This window comes from Luteibacter sp. HAY1-4A, from assembly GCF_056755355.1.
On record NZ_JBNDHZ010000022.1, the window covers coordinates 41,390 to 64,077 of the forward strand.

At 66.7% G+C, this 22,688-nt stretch carries 19 protein-coding genes; 10 read left to right on the top strand and 9 right to left on the bottom strand.

Features of this window, described 5'->3' with window-relative positions; translation table 11 throughout:
- Positions 1 to 27 precede the first annotated feature (27 nt).
- Together ACPYOD_RS09430 and ACPYOD_RS09435 are read right to left on the bottom strand one after the other, a co-directional pair.
- On the bottom strand, positions 28 to 510 hold the full coding sequence (locus tag ACPYOD_RS09430; protein WP_481301487.1) for a DUF456 domain-containing protein: 483 nt from the start codon (positions 508 to 510) through the stop codon (positions 28 to 30).
- Positions 510 to 1,277, bottom strand: coding sequence for a DUF3298 and DUF4163 domain-containing protein (locus ACPYOD_RS09435; RefSeq protein WP_481301488.1), 768 nt, complete (start codon positions 1,275 to 1,277; stop codon positions 510 to 512). Before ACPYOD_RS09435 ends, ACPYOD_RS09430 begins: the two co-directional genes overlap by 1 nt.
- Positions 1,278 to 1,369: 92 nt before the next feature.
- Between ACPYOD_RS09435 and ACPYOD_RS09440 the strand changes: the two genes are divergently transcribed.
- Complete coding sequence (locus tag ACPYOD_RS09440) at positions 1,370 to 2,032, top strand: RIO1 family regulatory kinase/ATPase domain-containing protein (protein WP_481301489.1); 663 nt, start codon at positions 1,370 to 1,372, stop codon at positions 2,030 to 2,032.
- A 14-nt stretch (positions 2,033 to 2,046) separates the two neighbouring features.
- On the opposite strand, the gene ACPYOD_RS09445 is transcribed toward ACPYOD_RS09440, so the two are convergent.
- Positions 2,047 to 2,823, bottom strand: a complete 777-nt coding sequence (locus ACPYOD_RS09445; protein ID WP_481301490.1) for a ferredoxin--NADP reductase — start codon at positions 2,821 to 2,823, stop codon at positions 2,047 to 2,049.
- Positions 2,824 to 3,055: 232 nt separating this feature from the next.
- On the opposite strand from ACPYOD_RS09445, the gene ACPYOD_RS09450 reads away from it, so the two are divergent.
- A complete protein-coding gene (locus ACPYOD_RS09450; RefSeq protein ID WP_481301491.1) occupies positions 3,056 to 3,448 on the top strand; it encodes a hypothetical protein in 393 nt (130 codons plus the stop codon).
- Between the two features lie 127 nt (positions 3,449 to 3,575).
- Here ACPYOD_RS09450 and ACPYOD_RS09455 read toward each other — a convergent pair whose 3' ends face one another.
- Positions 3,576 to 6,602 (bottom strand): TonB-dependent receptor, encoded by a 3,027-nt coding sequence (locus ACPYOD_RS09455; protein WP_481301492.1) that lies wholly within the window; start codon positions 6,600 to 6,602, stop codon positions 3,576 to 3,578.
- A gap of 472 nt (positions 6,603 to 7,074) precedes the next feature.
- On the opposite strand from ACPYOD_RS09455, the gene xth reads away from it, so the two are divergent.
- From xth to ACPYOD_RS09475, 4 genes are all read left to right on the top strand, one after another.
- Complete coding sequence (gene xth / locus ACPYOD_RS09460; protein ID WP_481301493.1) at positions 7,075 to 8,034, top strand: exodeoxyribonuclease III; 960 nt, start codon at positions 7,075 to 7,077, stop codon at positions 8,032 to 8,034.
- A gap of 78 nt (positions 8,035 to 8,112) precedes the next feature.
- Positions 8,113 to 10,272, top strand: coding sequence for a hybrid sensor histidine kinase/response regulator (locus ACPYOD_RS09465; protein WP_481301494.1), 2,160 nt, complete (start codon positions 8,113 to 8,115; stop codon positions 10,270 to 10,272).
- Positions 10,269 to 11,126 carry an alpha/beta hydrolase gene (locus tag ACPYOD_RS09470; protein WP_481301495.1) on the top strand — a complete coding sequence of 286 codons (858 nt, stop codon included), beginning with the start codon at positions 10,269 to 10,271 and terminating at the stop codon, positions 11,124 to 11,126. Before ACPYOD_RS09465 ends, ACPYOD_RS09470 begins: the two co-directional genes overlap by 4 nt.
- A 44-nt stretch (positions 11,127 to 11,170) precedes the next feature.
- Positions 11,171 to 14,224 (top strand): sensor histidine kinase, encoded by a 3,054-nt coding sequence (locus ACPYOD_RS09475; RefSeq protein WP_481301496.1) that lies wholly within the window; start codon positions 11,171 to 11,173, stop codon positions 14,222 to 14,224.
- On the opposite strand, the gene ACPYOD_RS09480 is transcribed toward ACPYOD_RS09475, so the two are convergent.
- Positions 14,215 to 16,017 (bottom strand): glycoside hydrolase family 97 protein, encoded by a 1,803-nt coding sequence (locus ACPYOD_RS09480; RefSeq protein ID WP_481301497.1) that lies wholly within the window; start codon positions 16,015 to 16,017, stop codon positions 14,215 to 14,217. The genes ACPYOD_RS09475 and ACPYOD_RS09480 overlap by 10 nt on opposite strands.
- Before the next feature lie 46 nt (positions 16,018 to 16,063).
- Between ACPYOD_RS09480 and ACPYOD_RS09485 the strand changes: the two genes are divergently transcribed.
- Entirely contained in the window at positions 16,064 to 16,906 is an 843-nt protein-coding gene (locus ACPYOD_RS09485; protein ID WP_481301498.1) for a hypothetical protein, read from the top strand.
- On the opposite strand, the gene ACPYOD_RS09490 is transcribed toward ACPYOD_RS09485, so the two are convergent.
- The 3 genes from ACPYOD_RS09490 to ACPYOD_RS09500 form a co-directional block, all read right to left on the bottom strand.
- The gene (locus ACPYOD_RS09490) at positions 16,832 to 17,797 is read right to left on the bottom strand and encodes a hypothetical protein (RefSeq protein WP_481301499.1); all 966 of its coding nucleotides are present in this window, start codon (positions 17,795 to 17,797) and stop codon (positions 16,832 to 16,834) included. The genes ACPYOD_RS09485 and ACPYOD_RS09490 overlap by 75 nt on opposite strands.
- A gap of 135 nt (positions 17,798 to 17,932) precedes the next feature.
- Positions 17,933 to 18,418, bottom strand: coding sequence for a hypothetical protein (locus ACPYOD_RS09495; RefSeq protein ID WP_481301500.1), 486 nt, complete (start codon positions 18,416 to 18,418; stop codon positions 17,933 to 17,935).
- Between the two features lie 100 nt (positions 18,419 to 18,518).
- A complete protein-coding gene (locus ACPYOD_RS09500) occupies positions 18,519 to 19,346 on the bottom strand; it encodes a ParB N-terminal domain-containing protein (RefSeq protein WP_481301501.1) in 828 nt (275 codons plus the stop codon).
- A 150-nt stretch (positions 19,347 to 19,496) separates the two neighbouring features.
- Between ACPYOD_RS09500 and ACPYOD_RS09505 the strand changes: the two genes are divergently transcribed.
- Positions 19,497 to 20,666, top strand: coding sequence for a threonine aldolase family protein (locus ACPYOD_RS09505; protein ID WP_481301502.1), 1,170 nt, complete (start codon positions 19,497 to 19,499; stop codon positions 20,664 to 20,666).
- Between the two features lie 10 nt (positions 20,667 to 20,676).
- Positions 20,677 to 21,591, top strand: a complete 915-nt coding sequence (locus ACPYOD_RS09510) for a TolB family protein (protein WP_481301503.1) — start codon at positions 20,677 to 20,679, stop codon at positions 21,589 to 21,591.
- Positions 21,592 to 21,615: 24 nt separating this feature from the next.
- Here ACPYOD_RS09510 and ACPYOD_RS09515 read toward each other — a convergent pair whose 3' ends face one another.
- Positions 21,616 to 22,074 (bottom strand): BP74-related protein, encoded by a 459-nt coding sequence (locus ACPYOD_RS09515; protein WP_481301504.1) that lies wholly within the window; start codon positions 22,072 to 22,074, stop codon positions 21,616 to 21,618.
- 207 nt (positions 22,075 to 22,281) lie between these two features.
- On the opposite strand from ACPYOD_RS09515, the gene ACPYOD_RS09520 reads away from it, so the two are divergent.
- Positions 22,282 to 22,671, top strand: coding sequence for a DUF1801 domain-containing protein (locus ACPYOD_RS09520; protein ID WP_481301505.1), 390 nt, complete (start codon positions 22,282 to 22,284; stop codon positions 22,669 to 22,671).
- The last annotated feature ends 17 nt before the right edge of the window (positions 22,672 to 22,688 follow it).

Below are 22,688 nucleotides of genomic sequence, written 5' to 3' on the forward strand. Positions count from 1 at the left end.
GAAGCGCGCCAATGTGCCGAATGGCGGTCAGCTGAAAAGGAGGGCGAGCCCGGCCATGCCGATCATGAGGAACGAGATGACCACCTTCGCCAGCATGCCCACGAGCATGCCCACCCAGGTGCCCACGCCCACGTGAGCCGAGCGCAGGACGCTGGTGCCCGACCAGAGTTCGCCTGCCATGGCGCCGGCGAACGGTCCGACGATCAGCCCGGGTATGCCGAAGAACATGCCGATCACCGTGCCGGCGCCGGCACCCCACAAGGCGCACGGACTGGCGCCGATGCGTTTGGCGCCCAGCGACGCCGAGACGAAATCCAGCGCCACGCCAACGGCACCTACGATGCCGATTGCCACCAGCCAGCCCCAGCCGAGGTGACGGTACTGATCCACCGCGGCCGCCAGCCAGATGCCACCGAAGATCATGGGGATACCCGGCAGCACGGGCAGGATCGCGCCGGCCACGCCGCCCACCACGAGTGCCGCGGCGAGGAGATAGAGCGCGGCGTCCATCAGCGGAAGGCCTCGCGGAATTCGGGTTTCAGGTAGGAAGCGAAGGCCTCGCTGGGTACGTCGACGGCCTGCGGGCCCGCGGCGTACGACGCCACCTGGTAGGGCGGGAAGATGAAGGTGAGCCCGTGCACCTTCTCGTCCGGCCCGGTGAGCAGGCTGAACACGCGGTAGCGATCCCTGCCGGGTTCGGTGCCCTGGTCGATCTGCTCGCTGCTCGAGGCCAGGGGTTCGTCCTGGTCGTCGAGCGCGGTGAGCAACTGGCGCCGCGCCTCCGTTGCGAACGCGTTCTCGGCCGCGCGAGGGTCGGCGAAAAAGTCATCGATGCCCACGATGCGCCGCTCCTTCAGATCGAAAGTGAAGCTGTCCAGGATCGGCGCAGGATGCGCGCCCCCGGTGAACGCGGAGCCGTCGACCTGCACATTGATGAAGCGGTCCGAGCGGGTGGCCACCGCGATGTCGAGGTAAAGGTCCCAGGGAAGGTCCCGCGCGCGGGCGCGGGCGCCCGGCGTATCGAGGCTGGCGAGGAAATCGCGCTTCTGCCGCTCCACGTAATGATCGACGGCTTCGCGCAGCGGCTGCGCCGTTGGTGGCAGGTCGGGCAGCTTCACTTCCATCGTGTAGAGGCCTTCGCTCGCCGATTGGGTATCCTTGCCCGTACCTGCCCTCTCGGGTGGTGGCGAATCGTGTCCGGCTTGCCGGTCGGCGTCGCGGCAAGCGGCCAGGCTCGCCGTGGCAATGGCCAGCGACAGGATGTGTCGCAGCAACATCGTGCGTTCTCTCTCCCTGCGAAGTTCGCATCTTAGGGCCTTAGCGTAGCTGCCGGTATGGGCACGGCGCGTCAACGTAATGAAGGAAGAGCGTGCATAGCGCGACCACGGAATCCATCACCCTGCTCAAAGCCGACGAACTCGGCCGTATCGAACGCGTGGAGCGGGATGGCGTGACGCTGATCCGGCGCGACATCGGCAGCGCCCGCTGGTGGGCGCGCGCCTTTGCACGCCGTGCCGCCGCTCGCGAGGCACGCGCGCTCGCGCGTCTCGACGGCCTGGACGGTGTGCCTCGCCTGCTCGCGTGGAATGGGCGCGTGCTGGAACGCAGCTACATAGCGGGGCAGCCGATGCAGATCGGCAAGCCCGTGGATCCCGCGTACTACCGTGCCGCGCTACGCCTGCTGGCGGTGCTGCATCGCCACGGTATCGTGCACAACGACCTGGCGAAGGAACCGAACTGGCTCGTGCGCGAAGATGGCACGCCCGGCCTCGTGGACTTCCAGATCGCGTGGACCCGCGGCAGACGGGGGCCGCTGTTCCGGCTTCTGGCACGCGAGGACCTGCGTCACCTCCTGAAGCACAAGCGCACCTATGTGCCCGAGGGCCTGACGCAGAGGCAACTCGCCATGCTGGCCCGTCCCGCCGCCCATTCCCGGCTTTGGCGCGCGACGGGCAAGCGTCTGTACAAACTCATCGCGCGGCGCATCTTCGGTTACTGGGACAACGAAGGACAGGGCCGCATCCGGCGCTGATCGGCGGCCCGGATTTACTTCTCGACGAAGGCTCGTTCTATGACGTAATCGCCCGGCTCGCGCGTGCGCGGCGATGCCTGGAAACCCTTGCCATCGAGCAGCACGCAGATGTCGTCGAGCATCGAAGGGCTGCCGCAGAGCATCACGCGATCTTCGGCAGGATCCAGCTGCGGAAGACCGGTGGCGCGGGCCAGTTCGCCGTCGGCGATCGCATCCGTGATGCGGCCACGATTGCGGAACGGCTCGCGGGTAACCGTGGGGTAGTAGATCAGCTTTTCGCGTACCAGGTCGCCCAGGTACTCATGGTTCGGCAGCTCGTTCTCGATGTAGTCGGAATAAGCCAGGTCGTTCACGTGCCGCACGCCGTGCGCCAGCACCACCTTGTCGAAGCGCTCGTACGTGTCCGGATCGCGGATGATCGATAGGAATGGCGCCAGCCCCGTGCCCGTGCCGAGCAGGTAGAGGCGCTTGCCCGGCTTCAAATCGTTGAGGACCAGGGTGCCGGTAGGCTTGCGGCTGACGATGATAGGGTCGCCAGGCTTCAGGTGCTGCAACCGCGAGGTGAGCGGACCGTCCTGCACCTTGATGCTGAAGAACTCCAGGTGTTCCTCATAATGGGCGCTGGCGATGGAATATGCGCGCATCAGTGGCCGGCCTTCCACTTCGAGGCCGATCATCACGAAATGCCCGCTCTCGAACCGGAAGCCCGGATCGCGCGTGGTGCGGAAGCTGAACAGGCTGTCGTTCCAGTGATGCACGTCGATGACGTGTTCGGTCGCCAATGCCACCATGGTTTGCTGAACCTCGAAAACGAAATAGACGGGCCATCGCGCGATGCGCGATAGCCTTCGGGCTGGCTGGGGAAGCGGCCCTGAGGGCCGCGCTGCCTCGCGCGTCGCGTCGCACCCGTGGGTGCGCGCTCATGGGGCGCAAGTTTAAGGCATCTCGGCCCGGGCCGCCCGGGGGCCGGGCTGGACTAAGATGCCGGGTCCCGACAGAACGCAGGTACGAGGAGAATCGCCGGTGAGCAAGCCCCCCTATGCCGTGGGCCAGGCCTGGACCTATCGCACCCGCCCGGGCGAGGAAGCGTCCCGCGTGGCGATCCGTCGGGTCGATATCGAGCCGGAAGACGGGGAGGTTTTCCACGTCTCGATCCTGGGCGTGAAGTTGCGCAATCACCGGCTCCCCGGCGGCCTCCAGTCCGCCATGAATCATGCGGCCGTGTCCCGCGAGAGCCTCGATGCCAGCTTGCTGGAACTCGCTGGCGAAGCCGATGCCGACGAGGGCTGGCGCGATGGCTATGACGTCTGGCGCCAGGCCTATGACAACGGCGACGCAGGCATTTTCGACCTTCCGCTGGCCGAGGTCCTCGGCTACATCGAGATGGTGGTCGCCGCCTCGGGCGAGGCGCGCTGACCCTCGTAGAAGCGCCGCGGACGAACCAAAAAAAGAGCGCCCGGTCTACGGAAACCGACTGGGGAGGAGCCGGTTTCCGTAGAGGGGCGCAAGTGTCACACAGGGATCTGCTTGGTTTTAGGCAACCTTAGAAGTCGTAGCTGACTGCCAGGCGGGCGTAACGCGGGTCCTGGGTGTACAGCGGGACGCGGTAGATCGGATGCGCCGTACCGCGCGATTCCCACTCGGTGGGATAACGGAACGTCGGACGCTGCTGGTTGAGAACGTTGAAGACGTTCGCGGAGAACGCCAACTTCGAACCCGCCCACTCCGGCCGATAGGTCACGCCGAGGTCGAGCTGGAAGGTCCAGGGCAGGCGGCCCTTGTCGCCCGGGGGCGACGGCTGGCCATCGCACCAGTGGTACGAGCTGCCATAGTGCGCCGGGTCTTCCTGGTTCGGACCCCAATAGCCGAGACAGACTTCCGGTGCACCGGAGATCGCCTGGAGGTTGCCGGACAGCTGCCACTCGGGGGCGAATTGCCAGTAGCCGTACGCCTTGAACACATGGGTGTGGTCGTTGCCGAGCGGACCGTTCGCATAGTCCATCACCCAGTGGTTATCCCAATCCACGCTACCCGCGGCACCCGACTGGCGGGTGTCGGTACGGGCCTGGCCTTCCGTGTTGCCGTACGAGTGCGACCACACGTAGTCGAACTTGCCGTACCACGTGCCGTCGAACTGGTGCTCGGCGTAGAACTCGGCGCTGAGGTAACGGCGCTTCGTCTTCGGCATGCCCATTTCTTCACGGCTGAGCGGCACGACGAACGGGTTGCCCGCGGTGTCGATCAGGGTGAACTTGTTCGAGTGGCCGCCGTTGACGAGGTAGCAGCTGTTCGTCGAGCCGACCGTGTAGCCCAGTGCCGTGGCCTTGTTGGTGACCACGTCGAGGTCGCAGAAGTCGTCGATGACCGCGTTGAGCTTGCGCTGCGTCAGCTTGACGCCGTAATTCCAGTTCTCGTTGAAGGTCTTGTCGAAGCCGACGATGAACTCGTCCTGGTTCTCCGACTTGAGGTCCTTCGCGGCAACCGTGCGCGGGTCGGGCGGAATGCCGTACGAGTTGTTACCCGAGACCACGCCGCTGAACTGGGTGAGGCCGGTCGGATTGCCGGTGACCGGATCGATACCCGAGTAGGTGAAGTACTGCTGCGTGGCCGTGTAACCGGCAGCCGCGCCCGTGGCGGGATTGAGCGGCAGCCCGAGGTAATAGCGTCCGGCGTTGGCGTAGAGCTTGAAAGTACCGTCGCCGTTCACGTCCCACGACGCACCAAGGCGCGGCGCCCACTGCGGACGCGTCTGCTCGATGAAGGGCTGGCCGAACTGGTTGTAGTCGGTGAACTGGTCGTTGCGCAGACCGAGCGAGAGCAGCCAGCGATCGCTCACTTGCCACTTGTCCTCGATGTACTGCGCCTTCTGGTCGGAGCGCACGTCCACGAGGTTGTTCACCACGTTGCGGCTCACCCAGTAACCTTGCTCACCATTCGGGAACAGGCCCGGTGCAGGCACGAAGTTACGCCCCGGTGTGTTGTCGAGGGCTTCCATGGGATCGTCGGAATGGCCGTAGCCCCAGACGTAGCCAGGACCCGGACTCTGCGTACCGAAGTCCTCGACACGCGAGCGCACGTTGTCGATACCCACCGAGATCGTGTGGTTGCCCAGCACGTACGCAACGTCGAAGCGGAAGTTGGTCGACTTGTTGCCGCGGCCGGGCGAGCTGATGTCGCCGACCTGCGTGTTCTGGATCGGGGTGCCGCCGTTCAATGCCGGATTCTGGCGCACCGGGTTGTCGACGCGAATCAGGTTCGGATCGTACTCGGTCGGCTGGTCGTAGTTCTTGCTCGACATCTTGCCGTACATGGCGCTCACGGTGAGGTTGTCCGTGATGTAGCCGGTGTACTTCGCCACCCACAGATCGCCACCGGTCTTGGTGTCGTTGAGGTCGCCGATGCGGGCGGTGCGCGAGAGGTTCGCGTAGTCGTAGCTGTACCGCGTACCCGAGCCTTCACGCTTGTCGCCGGCGCTGGTCAGCTCGAGGATGTTGCTGTCGTTGATGTTCCAGTCGAGCTTGCCGTACCAGCGCGGGTTACGGTAGGTCTTCGTGTCGGCGGGCGTGTTGCTGCCCACGCTGTTCACTTCGCGCAGGCCCTGGCGCTCGAACTCGCCACCCAGGAAGAAGAACAGCTTGTCCTTGATGAGCGGACCGCTGGCATAGGCGCTGACCGTGGTGGTCCACTTGTCGTTCTGGCTCTTCGGCTGGTACAGGTCGCCTGCCGGCGCCGATTCCGGCGTGTTGGCGTAATGCAGGTTCGGGCCCGATGCGCGCGCGAAGGCCGGCTCCCAGAGCACCTGGGCGCCGAAGTGCCACTGGTTCGTACCGCGCTTGCCCACCTGGCTGATCACGCCGCCGTCGGAGCGACCGTACTGCGCGCTGTAACCGCCGGTGTACACCTCCTGCTGGTCGATCGCACCATACGGAAGCTGCAGGCCGCCGAGCGCATTGAGCGGATCGGTGGTGTTGAAGCCGTTGACGTAGTACGCGTTCTCGTTAGCCGCGGCGCCGCCGAAGCTGGCGACCGAGTGGCCGGTATCGCTGACGAAGCCGCCGCCGTTGTTGACCACGCCTGGCGCGAGGCGGGCGATTTCTTCGGCGGAACGGCCGAGCGGAATCTTCGAGAGCTGCTCGGACGTGATGACGGTGCGCGAGTCGACGGCGGTCACGTCGATGCTCGGAAGCGCGGTGCCGGTCACGGTCACCCCTTCCAGGCTCTCCGCGTTCGCCGAGGTAGCCGGTGCGCCGTTGAACGACACATCGGTGCTGGCGCCGACGCGCAGGGCCACGTTCTTGCGGGAATCGACGGCCGCGCCGTCGCGCATCAGGGTCACCGTATAGGTGCCCAGGGGCAGCTGCGAGACGGCGTAGCGGCCGCGCTCGTCGACCTGCACCTCGCGGCGGAAGCCGGTGCCGCTCTCGATCACGATGGTTTCGTTGGCCGCAGCCGGAGCGGAGCCGTTGATGGCGCCGGTGGTGGACTGCGCGTAGACGCTCGAAACGCCGCTCAGGCAGGTACAGACCGCCAGTGCGAGTGCGCTCCTGCGAGAGAGAAACTGCTTTTTCATGCTTTCCCCGAAAAGTGATGCCCCGAAAAGACGAATCACGCGGGAAGTGCGACCCGGGCCCCCGCCCGGTGTGACGACTGCGGGCCCTCGATGCCCCTCCCCGCGCTCCGTCGCTAGCTATCCATTTGCCTCGATCCAAATGGAATGAACCAAAGATTTACAGCAGGCCGGGGAGCTTGTCCAGCGGCCAGTGGAAGGAATCCATGCGGCAGGACCCTGCGATCGTAGCTTGTTGCGATGCAGCAGAAAATTATCTAACTACAGGTATTTACGGCAAATAGCAGCGCGCAGAGGCTTGCCGAAAACGTGCAACTTCATCCGCGAACCATCCGTAAAAATTTGTTGGCGGAGCACGAACGATTTCGCCAAGAATCCGCAAAAACGGGAAAGTCTTTGGATCGAGGCAAATCCCATGCCAACGCATGGGTGTTCCCTCACCGTTCCTCGACTCGCCCTGCCCGAAAGTCGCGCGATGAAGATCGCCACATACAACGTCAATGGCATCCGGTCCCGTCTGCCCAATTTGCTGGAGTGGCTGGAACGCGAGGCACCCGACGTCGTTTGCCTCCAGGAATTGAAGGCCGTCGACCAGGGCTTTCCCATCGGCGCGATCAACGATGCGGGCTACGGAGCGCTCTGGGCAGGGCAGGCATCGTGGAATGGCGTCGCCATCCTCGCGAAGGGCGTGGATCCTGTCGAAAGCCGCCGCGGCCTGCCTGGCGATGCAAAGGACACCCAAAGCCGCTATCTCGAGGCCATGGCCCACGGGGTGCTCGTCGGCTGCATCTACCTCCCCAACGGCAATCCGTGGCCGGGGCCCAAGTTCGACTACAAGCTCGCCTGGTTCGAACGTTTCCTCCGCCATGCACAGGGCTTGCTCGATACCGGACAGCCGGTCGTACTTGCCGGGGACTACAACGTAGTTCCCACCGACGAGGACATCTACGACCCGAAGCACTGGCGCCGCGACGCTCTCCTGCAGCCGGAGAGCCGGGACGCCTACGCCCGTCTTCTCGCCCAGGGTTGGACCGATGCGCTGCGCGAATGCCACCCGGACGAGCGCATCTATACGTTCTGGGATTACTTCCGGCAGCACTGGCCACGCGACCGTGGCCTGCGCATCGACCACCTGCTGCTGGCGCCCGTGCTCGCGGGGCGCCTGAAGGACGCCAACGTGGACCGCTGGGTGCGCGACCGTCCCAAGGCCAGCGACCACGCGCCCGTCTGGATCGAGCTGGATGCGCCGGTGCGCCGGCGCGCGCCCGCGAAGAAGACAGCAGCGAAAAAGGCGGCCGCGAAGAAGGCCACCACAAAGAAGGTCGCGGCGAAGAAGGCGCCCGCGAAGAAGGCCGCGAAGACACCGTCTGGCAAGTCCGCCACGAAAAAAGCCGCCGCGCAGGCGCCGCCACGGCGCGGCCGCGGCCCGACCTGAGCCCAACCTTAGTCGCACTTGCCTCCGGCGGCAGGTTTACTAGACTAGGCCGCTATTGGGGAAGCCGGACCAGGCGGAATGAAAATCGACGACGGGAGCGGCAGGCGCGCCGAACCGGTGATGCTCGGTGAGGTCGCCGCGCGGCTGCGCAATCCCCGTATCGATCGCATCGTGGCGAGCTTCCGCGAACACCGCGTCGCCCTGATGCGCGCGGTGATCCTCGGTTTCATCGTCGTCTGGACCGCGGCGTGGCTGCATGGTCCGGACAAGATGGCCATCGAGGCACAGCGTGCCGTCCCCGTCGCCCTTGCGCTGTTCGTGCTCAGCACGGTGTGGATGCTCGGCGTGCGCGCCGGCTCCCTGCGCCAGAACACGGCGATAGACGCGATCGGCAGCGTGGCGAACTTCGTGATGGTCGCGATCCTGCTCAAGACCGCGTTCATGCTGCTCATCACGCTGACCGCGGTGCTGCCGTTCCTTTCGGTCGCGCTGGGCGTACGTTACAGCCGCAAGGCGTTCGTAGCGGGCGTGGCCGCTTCGGTGCTCATCCTGCTGAATGTCGCGCCGGACGGCTACTGGGTCGCCCGGCCCGCCTATGCGCTCTATGCGCTGGGCCTCGTGATCGTGCTCCCGATGACGCTCTACAGGATGACCGAAGCCTTGCGCGAGGTGTCCGCGGAAGCCATCGCTTCGCGCGAGGCGCAGCATCGCTTCATTTCCATGATGAGCCATGAGATGCGGACCCCGCTGGGCACCGTGATCCATGCCGCCTCGCTCATCGATACGTCGGTGATGAGCGACGACCAGCGCGGCCTGGTCGCACTGCTTTCCACCAACGCCAACGCGCTGCTGCATCGTGTGAACGCGGTGCTCGACGTGGCGTCGTTCGCCGGCGGCAGCTTCACCTTGCGCCACCAGGTGTTCGCGTTCGACGAAGTGCTGGCGACGGTCGGCGCCGTCTGCCGTCCGTTCGCCGCCGAGAAGCGCATCGTTTTCAGCCTCGCACGCGACGCATCCGTGGAAGGCGTCTTCACCGGCGATCCAGGGCGCATAGAACAGGTGCTGTCGAACCTCGCGTCGAATGCCCTGAAGTTCACGCCGCCGGGCGGCTCGGTGGACGTTCGCATCGAACTCGTCGAGAGCGGCGCCGGACGCGATCCCACCATCGTCTGCACGGTGACCGACACCGGGATCGGCATCGCCGACGTCGACAAGCAGCGCATCTTCGACCCCTTCCACCAGCTGAGCACCGGGGAGACCCGTCGCCAGGAGGGCGTGGGGCTGGGCCTGTATATCGTGCGCAACGTGTCGGAACAGATGCGCGGGCAACTCGACGTCGCGGACAACCCCATCGGCGGTTCGGTCTTCAGCTGGCGCTTCCCCCTGCCGCGCGCCGCCGCCGGTGCGCGCAGTGCGTCGGAGATGCCGTTGGCCGATTTGCTGGACGACCATCGCGGTCGCGTTCCCTCGCAGCGCTGCCTCGTGGTCGACGACAATGCCGCGAACCGCGAGATCGTCGGGCGCATCCTGGAGCGTGCCGGCCATCGCACCGTCTTCAGCGCTGACGGTGACGAAGCCCTTGAGCGCCTGGCCAGCGAGCCGTTCGACCTTATCTTCATGGACCTGCACATGCCCGGCAGTTCCGGCTGGGATGTGCTGGGCCGGATCGAGGCCGCGCGCCGCTCGGGCAGCGTGCCGCCTATCGTGATGCTCAGCGCCGATTCGAGCCACGACGCCGTGCGCATCGCGTTCAAGGCGGGCGCGCGCGCCTACCTCACGAAACCGATCGCGGCGCAGCGCCTGCTCGACGTGATCGAGGCCGTGGCGGAAGAACGCCGCCTGGAACATGCCGCGCGGCTCTGGCAGCCGATGGTGGAAGCCGTGCCGGCAAGGGACGCGTCGCCGCTCGACGACATGCGCGCGCTCAGCAGCCGCGAGGAATTCGGCGAGTTCGTCGAGTTGTGCGCGCGCAGCGCGGCCAATCAGCTGGAGAACCTGCGTGGCGCCATCCTTTCCCAGGATGTTGCCGCCGCGTCCGAGGCCGTGCATGCGCTGCGCAACGTGCTCGGCAACCTGGGCGTCCCCGGCACCCGTCGCGTCTGCGACGACATCGCCGTGATCGTCGAGGCAGGCATCGACATGCGCGCCGCCATGGCCGAGGTGGAAAGCCTCACCCGATCGGTCCATCGCTTCGTGACCGTGCAGCGGGAGCAGGTTGGCGCGGCGGCCGACGCGTGACGGCACTGGACGATCTCGCGGCGGACATCGAGCGAAAAGAACGCACTGTAGCGGGCCTCAAGCCCGACAACGAAGCGCGGATCGTTTTCGGCACAGGCCTGCCGCATACGAGGCAACCCCGCGCCGTCGTTTACCTGCACGGGTTCACCGCCAGCCAGGCGGAAGGCGCGCCTGCCCATCGCACGATCGCCGAGGCCTGTTCCGCGCACCTGTTCCTCAATCGCCTGGACGGACACGGAAGCGAGTTGCCCGATGCCATGGCGGGAATCACGCCGGAGCGTTGGCGCGTCAACGCGGACGAGGCGCTGGACATTGGATTGCACCTGGGAGAGCGCGTCGTGCTCGTCGCCACCTCGATGGGCGCATCGCTCGCACTCGACCTTGCCGCGCGCCGTCCGGAAGCCGTCGAGGCCCTGGTGGCGTGGTCGCCCGGCATCCGTGTGCACGATCCCGAGCAACTGCGTGCGGCCGTTCTGCTGCAAGGGCCGGTGGTGCCTCCCGGCGAACGCTCGCCCTTCCAGCGACGCTACTGGTCGTCCGTGGTGCATTCCGACGGCTACCGCGCCATCGCCCGGCTCTTCCTCGAATGGATGCGGCCCGAGCACCTGGGCCATGTCACGTGCCCAGTGTTCTTCGGCGTCTGGGACGGCGGTGAAGGCGACCGCGACACGCTTACTTCGGTCGCGGCCATGCGCGAGGCGTTCGCATGGCTGGGTACGCCGGCGGCGTGCCGGCGGTTGCAGGCCTACGATCACGCGGCCCACGTGCTCGCTTCGCCGGAGCGCTCCCCGGCGGCGGCTCGTGTGCTGGCCGATTCGCTGGAGTTCCTGCGCGAGATGGGTATCGCCCGCTGAGCGACGTCCCGCGCTATCTTTGCCAGCTGATCTGAGGACCGCGAATGCCTTCGAGGCGTGCGACGACCGTGTGGACGTTTGTCTGGCTGCTTGTGGCCGGATGGCTGGCGTTCGCACGCATGGCGCAGGCGATGGACGAGCGCGATCGCAACATCGCGCAGTACTACCACACGGCTTGGACGGTGCGTGAAGGCGCGCCCGGGCAGGTCACGGCGTTGGCGCAAACCGCGGACGGTTACCTGTGGCTGGGCACCCAGACGGGCCTGTACCGTTTCGACGGTGTGCGCTTCGAGCGCTACCGGCCGCGGACAGGTGGCGACTTCCTCGCATCCAGCGTCGCGTCGCTGTACGCGCCGCCGTCCGGAGGACTGTGGGTCGGGTTCCGTTATGGCGTGGCCAGTTTCGTCGATGGTGACCGGGCCACCCACTATGCCGCCGCGGCGGGGCTCCCTTCGGGAACGGTCTACGCCATCGGCGGCACGCCCGATGGCCGCATCTGGGGCGCTACCTTCAACGGACTGGTGCAATTCGAGCACGGGCGCTGGCGGCTCGTGCAGGCGTCGATGGGCTTGCCGGGCGCGCGGGCGCGCAATCTCTCGGTCGATCGCGAAGGTCGCCTCTGGGTCGCCACGGAAGACGCGCTTGCCTGGCTGCCCCCGGGCGGCACGCGCTTCGAGGTCGCCACCCGCTCCGTCGGCAGGGTGAACCGTATCGCGGAAGCACCCGACGGCTCGATCTGGGTGGCCGAAGCCGACGGGGGTGTGCGTCCGGCATGGACGGGCAGGGGCGATCCCGGGGCTGCAGGCCCGGTGTTGCGGCTCGCGTCCGCGGGTCTTCTGTTCGATCGCGACGGTGCCTTGTGGATGCCGACCCTCGGCGACGGCATCCGGCGCGTGCCGCGCGTGGGAGACCTCGCCGGGAGGGAGATCGGTGCGGAAGGGCAGGAGGCCCAACGTTTCGTGGAACGTGACGGCCTCAGTTCCGATTACGTCAGCGCGGTACTGCAGGATTGCGAAGGCAATATCTGGGTGGGTGGCAGCAGGGGCCTCGACCGTTTCCGCGTGAGCCGGTTGCTGCCCGCGCTGACATCACCCGGCGCCACCGATTTCGCCATGGCCGCGGCGCCCGGCCATGGCGTGTGGGTGGGTACGAAGAACCGGCCGCTGATGCGGATGGATGCCACGGCTGCGGCGTCCACGCCGCTGCACGAGCCGATTACCGCCGCAAGTCGCGACGGCGACAGCACGTGGCTGGGTGGCCCGAACGGGATCTGGCGTCTCCACGGCGGGGTGCCCGAACCGTACGCGGCCTTGCCGTTCGCCGATTACTCCGGCGTGCAGGCGATCGCTGGCGATGGTGCGGGCGGGGTCTGGGTCTCGATCAACCGCCCCGGGGTGTTCCATTTCACCGAAGGCGGCTGGGAACACGATCCACTCCCGGCGTTCGCCAACGATCCCTCGCCGCTCGTGCTTGCCCGCGACCGCAAGGGTGGCCTCTGGATGGGCTTCGCGCGTAACGCCATCCTGGTTCGCCGGGGCCATGAAGACACCCGCCTCGGCGCCGCCCAGGGCCTGGCCGTGGGCAATGTCACCGCCTTGCTCGAGGACGGCGAGGCGATGTGGGTGGGTGGCGAACTCGGCATCGGAGTCGTCGTCGGGGCGCGCGCGCACATGGTCGGCACGCTGGGCGAACCCCTGCGCGGCGTCTCCGGTCTGGTCCGCGACCGCCGCGGCGATATCTGGGCGAACGCCGCCCAAGGTATCGCGCACATCCGTGCGCAGGACATGGCCCGTGCGCTGGAGGATGTTTCCTACCGGCCGCCGGTAGAGTGGTTCAATTCGCTTGACGGCCTGCCGGGAACGCCCGCGCAGTTCCGGCCGCTTCCGACGGCCGTGCTCGCGGAAGACGGGCGCCTGTGGTTCGCCACGACGAGCGGCATCGTGTCGATCGATCCCGCGGACGTGCCGCGGAACCGTCTGCCGCCGCAGGTGTCGATCCGCAGCGTTTCGACCGATGTGGGAACGTGGCCCGCGGCGCCCACGATGCATCTGCCCGCGGGAACGGAACGCCTGCGCATCGCGTTCACGTCCACCAGCCTGACCATGCCCGAACGCGTGCGCTTCCGTTACCGGATGGAAGGCCTGGACACGCGCTGGCGCGACGCCGGCGACGATCGCGAGGCGGTCTACACGGATCCGGCGCCGGGGCAGTATGTATTCCACGTGACCGCGACGAACGAAGATGGCGTCGCGAACGATGCCGGCGCGTCGATCACGGTCACCGTGGCCCGCGCGTTCTACCAGATGCCGTGGTTCTTCCTTGTTTGCCTGGCGCTCGTGGCCGTGCTGATCTGGGTGGCTTTCCTCATCCGGCTGCGCAGGATCGCGTCGCAGCTGCGCGCACGCCTGCAGGAGCGCCACGCCGAGCGCGAGCGTATCGCGAGGGAGTTGCACGACACCTTGTTGCAAAGCATCCAGGGCCTCTCGATGCGATTCCAGGCGATCGCCAACAAGGTGCCTCCTGGCGACCCCCTGCGCGACGCCATGGAGCGTGCGCTCGACCGCGCCGACGAAGCGCTGGTGGAAGCACGCGATCGCGTGCGCGACCTGCGCGCGCACGTTGGCGAATCCACGCGCCTCGATGTCGCGCTGCGCGCTCTCGCCGCCGCCTTTGCGGCGGAACATGCTGTACCGGTGGTGGTGAACGTGGATGTCGACGTACGCAACCTGGGTGCGCTGGCGCGTGACGAATTGTTCGGTATCGCCCGCGAGGCGGTGCACAACGCCATCGCCCATGCCGACGCCACGCGCATCGACGTCGACCTCCGCGTCGACCGCTGCGATCTGGTGCTCGCCGTGCGCGACGATGGCCGGGGTATCGACGAAGAACTGCTGCGCGACGGCCGCGAGGGCCACTGGGGTTTGCGCGGTATGCGCGAACGCGCCGCCGCAATGGGCGGTACCGTATCCATCGCCGTGCGCAGTGCGGGCGGCACCGAGGTGATGGCGCGCCTGCCGCTGGAGCGCGCGTTCCCGGGCCTCCACACGCCCGTCGGGCGGTGGTGGCGCCGGTTACGCGATGCCGTTCGTCAGCGGTAGCAGCCGTTCGCGAACTGGCCCTTGGCCACGGGACAGAGGATGGCCGCGAATCCGCCGTTCACCGGCACGTCGAAGGACAACGATCCATCGGCGGTGACGTTCTGAGCCGAGTGCAGCACGTCGCCGCGGCCGCTCCCGTCGCGCACGATATCGGCGTGCCAGGGGCCGACGCCGAGCGAGGCAAGCGGCACGGTAAGGCGGCGCGCGGGTCCGGCGGCGATGGCGCCGATGAACCAGCGGTCCCCGCTGCGCCGGGCGAACACGGCGTCCTGGCCGGGGGTGCCGGCAACCAGCTTCGTCTCGTCCCACACCGTAGGTATCTGGTCGAGGAAGGCGAGTGCCTGCGGCCGCTTTTCGTATGCTTCCGGGCGGTCGGCGAGGTGCGTCCAGCCGGACTCGAACACGATGGGCAGGGCCACTTCGTGCGCGATGGATGCTTCCTTTCGTCCGGCATCGAGCGCCACCGGCGTGTAATCCATGGAACCGACCACGTTCCGCGTGAATGGCTGGATCGTGTTGCCGACAGCGGGCGGATCGTTCTCCGCACCACGTACGCCTTCCATGGTCATGAGGTGCGGCCACGTGCGGGCCAGGCCATGCGGAATGGTGGCGCCGTGGAAATTGATCATGAGCTGCAGCCGGGCGGTGTCGGCAAGGGTGGCGTCGTACCAGCGATAGCGGGCCTGCGAATCCGATTCCATGAAATCGACCTTCACGCCCTTCACGCCCCATCCTTTCACCTTCGTCAGCTCGGCCATGCGCTTGGCCGGTGTGTCGAGCTTCGACCAGTGGAACCAGAGCAGGATGTCGACATGTTTCGCATTGGCGTAGCGCACCAGGTCAGGTACCCACGCGTCGCTCCAGCCTTCATCCACGAGCACGTAGGGAATGCGATTGCGCGAGGCGAAGTCGACGTAGGCCTTCTGTCGCTCCGCGTTCGACGGACTCTCGTGTTCGCTCAACCACGACCACGCCACCTTGCCCGGCCGCACCCAGGACGTGTCCGCGAACCGCGCGGGATCGGCAAGGTCGTCGACCAGCGTGGACTCGGTGACCGTCGCCAGGTCGCCCGCGATCACGGTGCGCCACGGCGTGACGCCCGTGCTTTCCACACGTGCGTCGGCGAGTGTCAGCGTGTAGGTTCCGCTGTTCGCGGCATGCGTGAGGCGGCTGCCGTCGTAGCGGCCATCGGCGTTGGCTTCTGTCACGAGCACATAGTTGTCGCCGATGCGGAACAACGATGGGTAACCGAAATCTCCCGTGGCGGCAGCGCCTGCCGTGGTCTCGATCCGCTCCTTCTCGTACTGCGGGTTGTACGGCAGCAGCCACGCCTTCGCCGTGGCCGGCACGGTGAAGCTGGTGGCTTCGCCGGTGACCGTGGTGCTCGACACGCCGGGCAGTTCGTAGCGGAACGCCACGCCGTCGTTCGCCACGCGTACCACGATGTCCAGCTTCTGGCCCTTGGCGTTCTGCAACGCGTAGCGCGTCTCCGAGAGATTGGCGTTGCGGTCGAGACGTTTGCCCACCGTCATGCGATAGCGCTCGGTGAGCTGGCGCTGGCTCGTGGCGACCAGCTTGAGGTCGTGGGTGAGGTCGGCATCCACCGTCCGTAGGCCGAGCGTCTCGTCCACCAGCGGAAGTCCGTGCGGATCGGTGATGCTCAGCACGGGGCGTCCGCCGTCGCGGAACACGAGCGTGGCAAGCGGCGGCGTGGCGAAGGCGGGGAGGCTCACGAACATCGCCAGGGTAGCGGCGAGGCGGCAAGGAGCAGGCGGAAGGCGTACGGGTTTCATCCGGGGTTCCTGTCGACGGTGTCCCGACACGTTACCATTCGCGCCCATGGATTCGCTCGCCTCTACCGTCATCTTCCTCGAGCAGCAGGAAGGCTGGCGCCAGCCTTCTGCGTTCCTCTGGCGCGCGGAGGCTGCGGATCGCCTGGAGTTGCTCCTGCTCGGTGCGCAGGACGCAGCGTTGCAGGCGCGGGCCGTCGACTTGCTGGACGCCATGGCGGCTCTCGATCGCGATGGGTTCGCGTCGATTCGTGATGCGATCCGGCGCGGTGAAGGCCTCTCGGCTCTCGAGCCTTGGCTGGAAGTGGGCATCCCCACAGGACAGCATTACGACATGCTGGATCATCTGCTTGCGGGTGTGCTCGACCTGCGGGAACCGCATGTCGAGCGTCCGGCGCCGCCGCCGGAGATGGTTTTCTACCAGCCGACGCCGGCGCGGCATATTGTCGATGGCGTACGACGTGCGGCCATCGCCTCACACGACGTGGTGCTGGATCTCGGAGCGGGCCTTGGCCATGTGCCCATGCTCGTCAACGTGCTGACCGGTGCCCGCACCGTGGGCGTGGAACGCGAGCCTGCCTACGTCGCGAGCGCCATGGACGCCGCGCGGGCATTGGGCTTGAGCGACGTGTCGATCGTCGAGGGTGACGCGCGCGATGCGGACCTGTCGACGGCGACGGTGTTCTATCTGTTCACGCCCTTCGTCGGCACGATCCTGCGCGACGTCGCGGCGAAGATCGAACTGGAGGCGCGAAGGCGCCCCGTGCGCATCGTGACCCTCGGCCCGTGTTCGCGCACCTTTGCGCGGATGCCGTGGCTACGCAGTGACGACCCCGTGCCCACGGCCGTCGATCGCATCGTTGTCTTCCACGCCACGTTTGGCGGGCGGTAGCTTCGCAAGCAGCGCCGTCCGGAAAATCACGGCAAGCTCGTGGAAGCCCGCTTCGGTGGGATGCATCTCGTCGTGCCACTGGGCGTCGGTAGTGAGAGTGCCGCGAAGATCCACGTAGTCGAACATGCCGCCGAAGCGCGTGTCGCGCTTCAGCGGTTCGAGTACCCGTGCGACGAATCCGTCGATGAGCAGGCGCGCGAACTCTCGCCACGCCTCGATGCCGCCGTCGATCACGTGTTCGATGTTCGGTCCGATCCAGGGTCCCATCGACTTCTTCAGCAACGCCGCCACGCCCAGGTTGCCCAGGCCCAGCGCAGCCTCGGTGCCGATGCGGCGGGGATAATCGTAGGTATGCGCCAGGATGGGAACGCCCGGCCGCGCTTGATGAAATGCGCCCACGAAGTATTCGTACGCCTTCCGCACCTCGTCGTAGCGGCCGGTGGCCTCGATCACGGCGAAAGCCTGGCTGGCACTCAAGCCTCGGCGGCCGGCCAACGCGCGATGCAGCCATGTGTCCACGAAGTCGTTGCCTCCGGCACTGAGCAGCACGGCGTCGAACGCATAGCGCGTGAACCAGCCCAGCAGGTCGTCCACGTTGTCCTTGGTGAACATGGACCGGCCCGGATGTTCCTTCTGTGGCGCGGCCTGGTCGCCGCTGCGCTCCACCCGGAAGAACAGGCCGCCGTTGCCGAACTGCGGTACACCGCGTTCCTCGTCCTCCGGTGCCGGCGAGACGATCCAGTCGAGCAGGTTCATTGCCAATGGCGTGGAGAACCATGAGTCCCCCTCGCACAGGATCACCGGCGTGCTGTCGAGCCGGTGCTGGGCCTTGAGCCCCATGTACATCTGGCGGAACTGGCCCCTTTGGGAAAGCGCGGAAGACTGCGGCATGGAGGGCTGCCTCGACCGGGACGACACGCCGATGCTAGCGTGCCGCCTCGTTCGTTACCGGGACCCCGTCGCGCTTTCCTCGTGCAGGTGCCTTGGTTTGGAACAGCGGCCGGCGATTCACGCCCGCCGCGCGCGTCACCAGCGCCCGCGGCCGAAGTGTCCCTGGGTGCCGCCGACCGAGATGCTGACGCCGCCCGTGGGGTGTTCGCAGCTGCCGAAGGCCTGGCTGAGGCTGACCGCGCCGCCCTGGTAGCTACCGCTGCCGCCGTGGCTGGCGCTGACCACCCCGGTGGTCAGGCTGCCGTGCACCTGGGGCTTGTTATAGGTGGCGTCGTCGCAGCGGGGCGCGTCGTCGGCAACCTCGACGCCCTGCATGCGGCCGCTGGTATCGCCGTAGTAGGTGCCGGGCGGGTCTTTCGGGCGAGAGGGTGTGACGGCGACGCTCTCGCCGCTCTTGGTGGCTATGGGCGTGGCCTGGCTGGGAGAACCGGCCGGTGCCGCCGCCGTGCTGGCCGGTGCCGGCACGTAGTCCGCGGGCAGCTTCAGGTTGAGCGGCTTGTCCTGTGCGGCCGCCGCCGTGGCGACGAGGGTAGTGGCGACGAGGGCGAGGAAGGTTTTCATGGGAAGCTCCGGGTTCTGGCCTTCGAACGCTCGAGGGCGCGTCCGGTGTACCCGGCTTGGATCACCGGACGCCCGTCCGAGTTCCCGGCCGCTTCCCACCTTACTCCGCCAGGGCCTCTTCCGCGTCCTCCGGCGTGCCTTCGCCCAGCCGGGCGCGCAGGGCGTCGATCTCGCGGCGGAGGTTGCGGTTTTCCGCCTCCAGTTCGGCCACCTGCTCGCGCAGGGCCTTTACCTCGTCGGTAGGCTTTTCGCGCGGCTTCCGCTTCGATTCGCGGACCCGCTTCGCCGCTTCCTTGAGTTCCGCATCGCCGGCAATGGCCGCGGCCTTCTGCTCCTCTTCCGGCAGGGTTGCCACCGCGGCAGCGGCGCTGATGGACAAGGTGCCGGATTTCACGGCGGCCACGACTTCGGGAGCGGCTTCCTTGCGGATCTTTTCGATCATCCCGACCTGGTTGCTACTGATCCGCGCCTCGCGGGCGATCTCCTTGCGGGTTTCGGTCGCCGCCGGGCGCGGCGCCTTCGATGCCGCGGGCTGGGCACCCGTGGTATCGAAGGGTACGTCGGCCACCGGCTCGCCGTCCTCGGCCGCGGCCGCGCGGGCGCGGCGCTCGGCCAGGATCTCGCGCTTGCGCAGCGCGAGCACGCCACGCTGGAAGTCCGAGACGCTGCGCCGGCCCAGGTGCTGTTCGATCATCCACAGGTGCACGTCGTCCAGCGACTGGAAGCGCTCGTTCTGTACCGTCTTGAACGGGATGTCGTGCTTGCGGCAGATGCCGTAGCGATTGTGGCCGTCCACCAGCGTGTCGCCCCAGAGCACCAGCGCGTCGCGGCATCCCTCGGCGAGCAGGCTCCGCTCGAGCGCCTCGTATTCGTCCGGCGTGAGCGGATCGATGTAGGCCTTCAGTTCTTCGTTGATGACAATGTGCATTGCGGGCTGGCTTGGGGGTGACGGCGACGGGGCGGGCATTCTAGTGCCTGCGCGCGGGGCGTGCAGGGCTTCCGGCATAGGCGCGGCCTGGCATCCCGTGCGAGGCTTGGCCGAAGCGGCCGGGGGGCCGTGCTCGCGGAGGGGTTAGGGATGGTCAATCGTCGCGAATTCATGCAGGCCGTGCCTCTTGGGGCGCTTACCTTGGTTGCCGGAGGCGTTCCGTTGGCTCGGGCCGCCGCCTTGACCGGTCGTACGGGGAAGGGCACGGCGTCCGAGCGCATCGTGGCGCTCCGGGGCGACAGCCTCTTCACGAAACCGGGCGAGTATCCGGCAAAGCTCGCCGGTGTCGTCGGAGAGCGCCGCGACGTGAGCGATTTCTATCTCGCCGAAGGCGCGGTGACGTCGCTCGAGGCGAAGTTCGCCGCGTTGCTCGGCAAGGAGGATGCCGCGTTCATGCCGACGGGCACGATGGCGAACCAGATTGCGCTGCGCCTGCTGAGCGGCAGCCACTCGCGCGTGCTGCTCCAGAAGGAAAGCCATGTTTACCGCGACGAAGCCGACGCGGTGGCCGTGATGAATTCGCTCAATCCCGTGCCGGTCGACGGCGGGGCATCGGATACCCTGTATGACGGCATCGCGGCGGCCTTCGCGCAGAGCGCGGAAAAGCCGTATCCGATCGAAGTCGGTGCGGTGTCCATCGAAAGCCCGGTGCGTCGCCTGGACGGCGCGGCGGTGTCGCAGGAAACCGTTTCGAAAATCGGCGCGCTGGCGCGAAGCAAGGGCGCGGGTATGCACCTCGATGGCGCACGCCTTCTCCTGATGTACGGCAGCAAGGATTTCGACATCCGGCGCTACTGCGCGCCGTTCGACTCGGTGTATGTGTCGCTCTACAAATACCTGGGCGCGCCGTTCGGCGCGATCCTCGCGGGCAGCAAGGACTTCGTGGCGAAGGCACGGCAGGCCCGCCATGTATTCGGCGGGGCGATCTTCCATGGCTGGATGGCGGCCGCCATCGCGGAGCAGTCGCTCGACGGATTCGGCGAACGTTTCGTTCGTGTCCGTGCGGCGGGCGAGGAACTGCTGGGCCAACTCGCCGCCATCCCCGGCATCGCCGTGCGCCGCGTGCCGAACGGTAGCAACATCGCGTTCCTTACATTGGACGACCGTGTCGCCACGGGCTTGAAGGAACGGCTTGCGAAGGCCGATATCGTGACTGGCGACGTGATCGACGGCGGCTTGCCGCTGACGTTCAACGAGACGATCCTGCGCAAGCCGGTCGCCGATATCGCGGCAGCCTTCATGCCTTCGAAAAACGTATGAGGTAGCCCGCATGCGTCGCTTGATCGCACTCGCCTTCCTTGTACTGCCGACAGCGCCGGCATCGGTCGCGCAGGGCCGGCAGTCCGTCGATCCCGCAACGAGCGGCGCGTCGCCGACGACTGCAGTGGAACCCTGGCGCCCGACGGGGGTGTCCAGCGAACTGTTCGAATCGCACGCGGCCTTCGATCCGCGTGGCGACGACATGTACTTCGTACGCAGCGACAAGTCTTTCGCAGGGTGGCGCATCCTCGCGTCGCATTGCGAGGGCGATCATTGGTCGAGGCCGAAGGCGCCTTCGTTCGTTGGAAAAGGGTTGGAAGCAGACCCCTGGTTCACCCCTGACGGTGCCCACCTGTACTACATCTCATCTCGGGCCACCGGGGGCATGAAAAGCAAGGACCTCGACATCTGGCGGGTCGACCGCGATGCGGGCGGACACTGGGGGCAACCGGTGCGTCTGCCTGCGCCGGTGAACTCCGACGAGGCCGAGTGGTTTCCGCGGCTCGCGCCCGACGGTTGGTTGTACTTCGGATCGAATCGCCCGGGTGGCGCGAGAAAGAACGACATCTGGCGGGCCCGGCAGGATGCGTCGGGCCAATGGGTTGTGGAGAATGCGGGCCCGGGTTTGAACACCGCGGGAAACGAATACGAGGCGCTGCCGTCGCCTGATGGCAGGAGCATGGTGCTTGCCACGGATGCCGGCTATTTCGAATCGCGAAAAACCGGCAGCGGGTGGTCGTCGCGGGTGAAGCTCGGTCCCGACATCAATGTCAACGGCTCGGAAATCGGTGCCGTGTTTTCGCCCACGGGAAAGTCGATGCTGTTTTCGCGCGATACCGGCGAACCACGCTCGGGCGAATTCTTCATCTGGCACCGCGACGGCAAGGAGTTATGGCCGCCGCGCTGCGGACGCAGCGTGCCGTGACGTCGGCGCGGTGCGATGCATCGGTTACCTCGGCGCAAGCACTTCGCGCACGATGCGCATGGACCACGGGCACCAGAAGGTGCCGGGAAGGAAGCCCTGTCCGACCAGATGAAGGTTCTCTTCGATCATGAACGGCGTGGCATCGCACGCCTCGGTGTCGAGCCCCTCACTGAGGCGCACGGTCGAGGGCACGAGGTGGAACGGCCATTCGGCGTTGTAGGCCGCGCGTGTCGTTTCGATCATGCCGGTGATGCGTTGGTTGCGCGGAGGAATGTCGCTGGCATTGACCACGATGTCGCGAAGTTTCGCGATCGTCGCCGCATCGTCGACGGCGAAGACGAACTCGTGTGGCGCGGTGTGGATGCCGGCGGTGGACACGAAGGAGAAGTAGCTCGTTTCCGCGCTCGTGGCGGAACAGGATAAGGTGGCGACCAGAACCGTTGAGCCGAGGATTGTCGATGTGCGGGCATGCTTCGCTTTCATCGCGTCGTTCCATGGGGCGGAGGGGCGCGAACCTTCGCAACGCAATCCGGCCACGTCAAACCTGCAACCGCGATGCGCGATTCGACACGCGACGGCGGGAAAACGCTATCGGACGATCATGAGAAACGTCGTGTACATACCCGGTCGAACGAGCGGCCCGGCTCGTCACGATGCTATCGTCTGTGGGGCTGAAGGGGAGGGGAAAACATGAGCAGATTGAGTGAAATCGACCAGCGCATTGCCGACCTCGGCGACTGGCGCGGGGACACGCTGGCCAGGTTGCGCGAACTCATCCACGAGGCGGCCCCCGACATCGTCGAGGAACTGAAATGGCGGGGCACGCCCGTGTGGTCGCATGGGGGCATCGTCTGTACTGGAGAGACCTACAAAGGGAAGGTGAAGCTGACTTTCGCGAAGGGCGCCTCGTTGAAGGATCCAGCGAACCTGTTCAATGCCAGCCTCGACGGCAACGTACGTCGTGCCATCGATATCGGGGAAGGTGAGGTCATCGATGCCAAGGCGTTCAAGGCGTTGATCCGGGCGGCGGTGGAGCGGAACGCGGCGCCGCGCAAGGCGCCCGCCAAACGGGTGAAATAAAAAAATCGAGGCAGTGT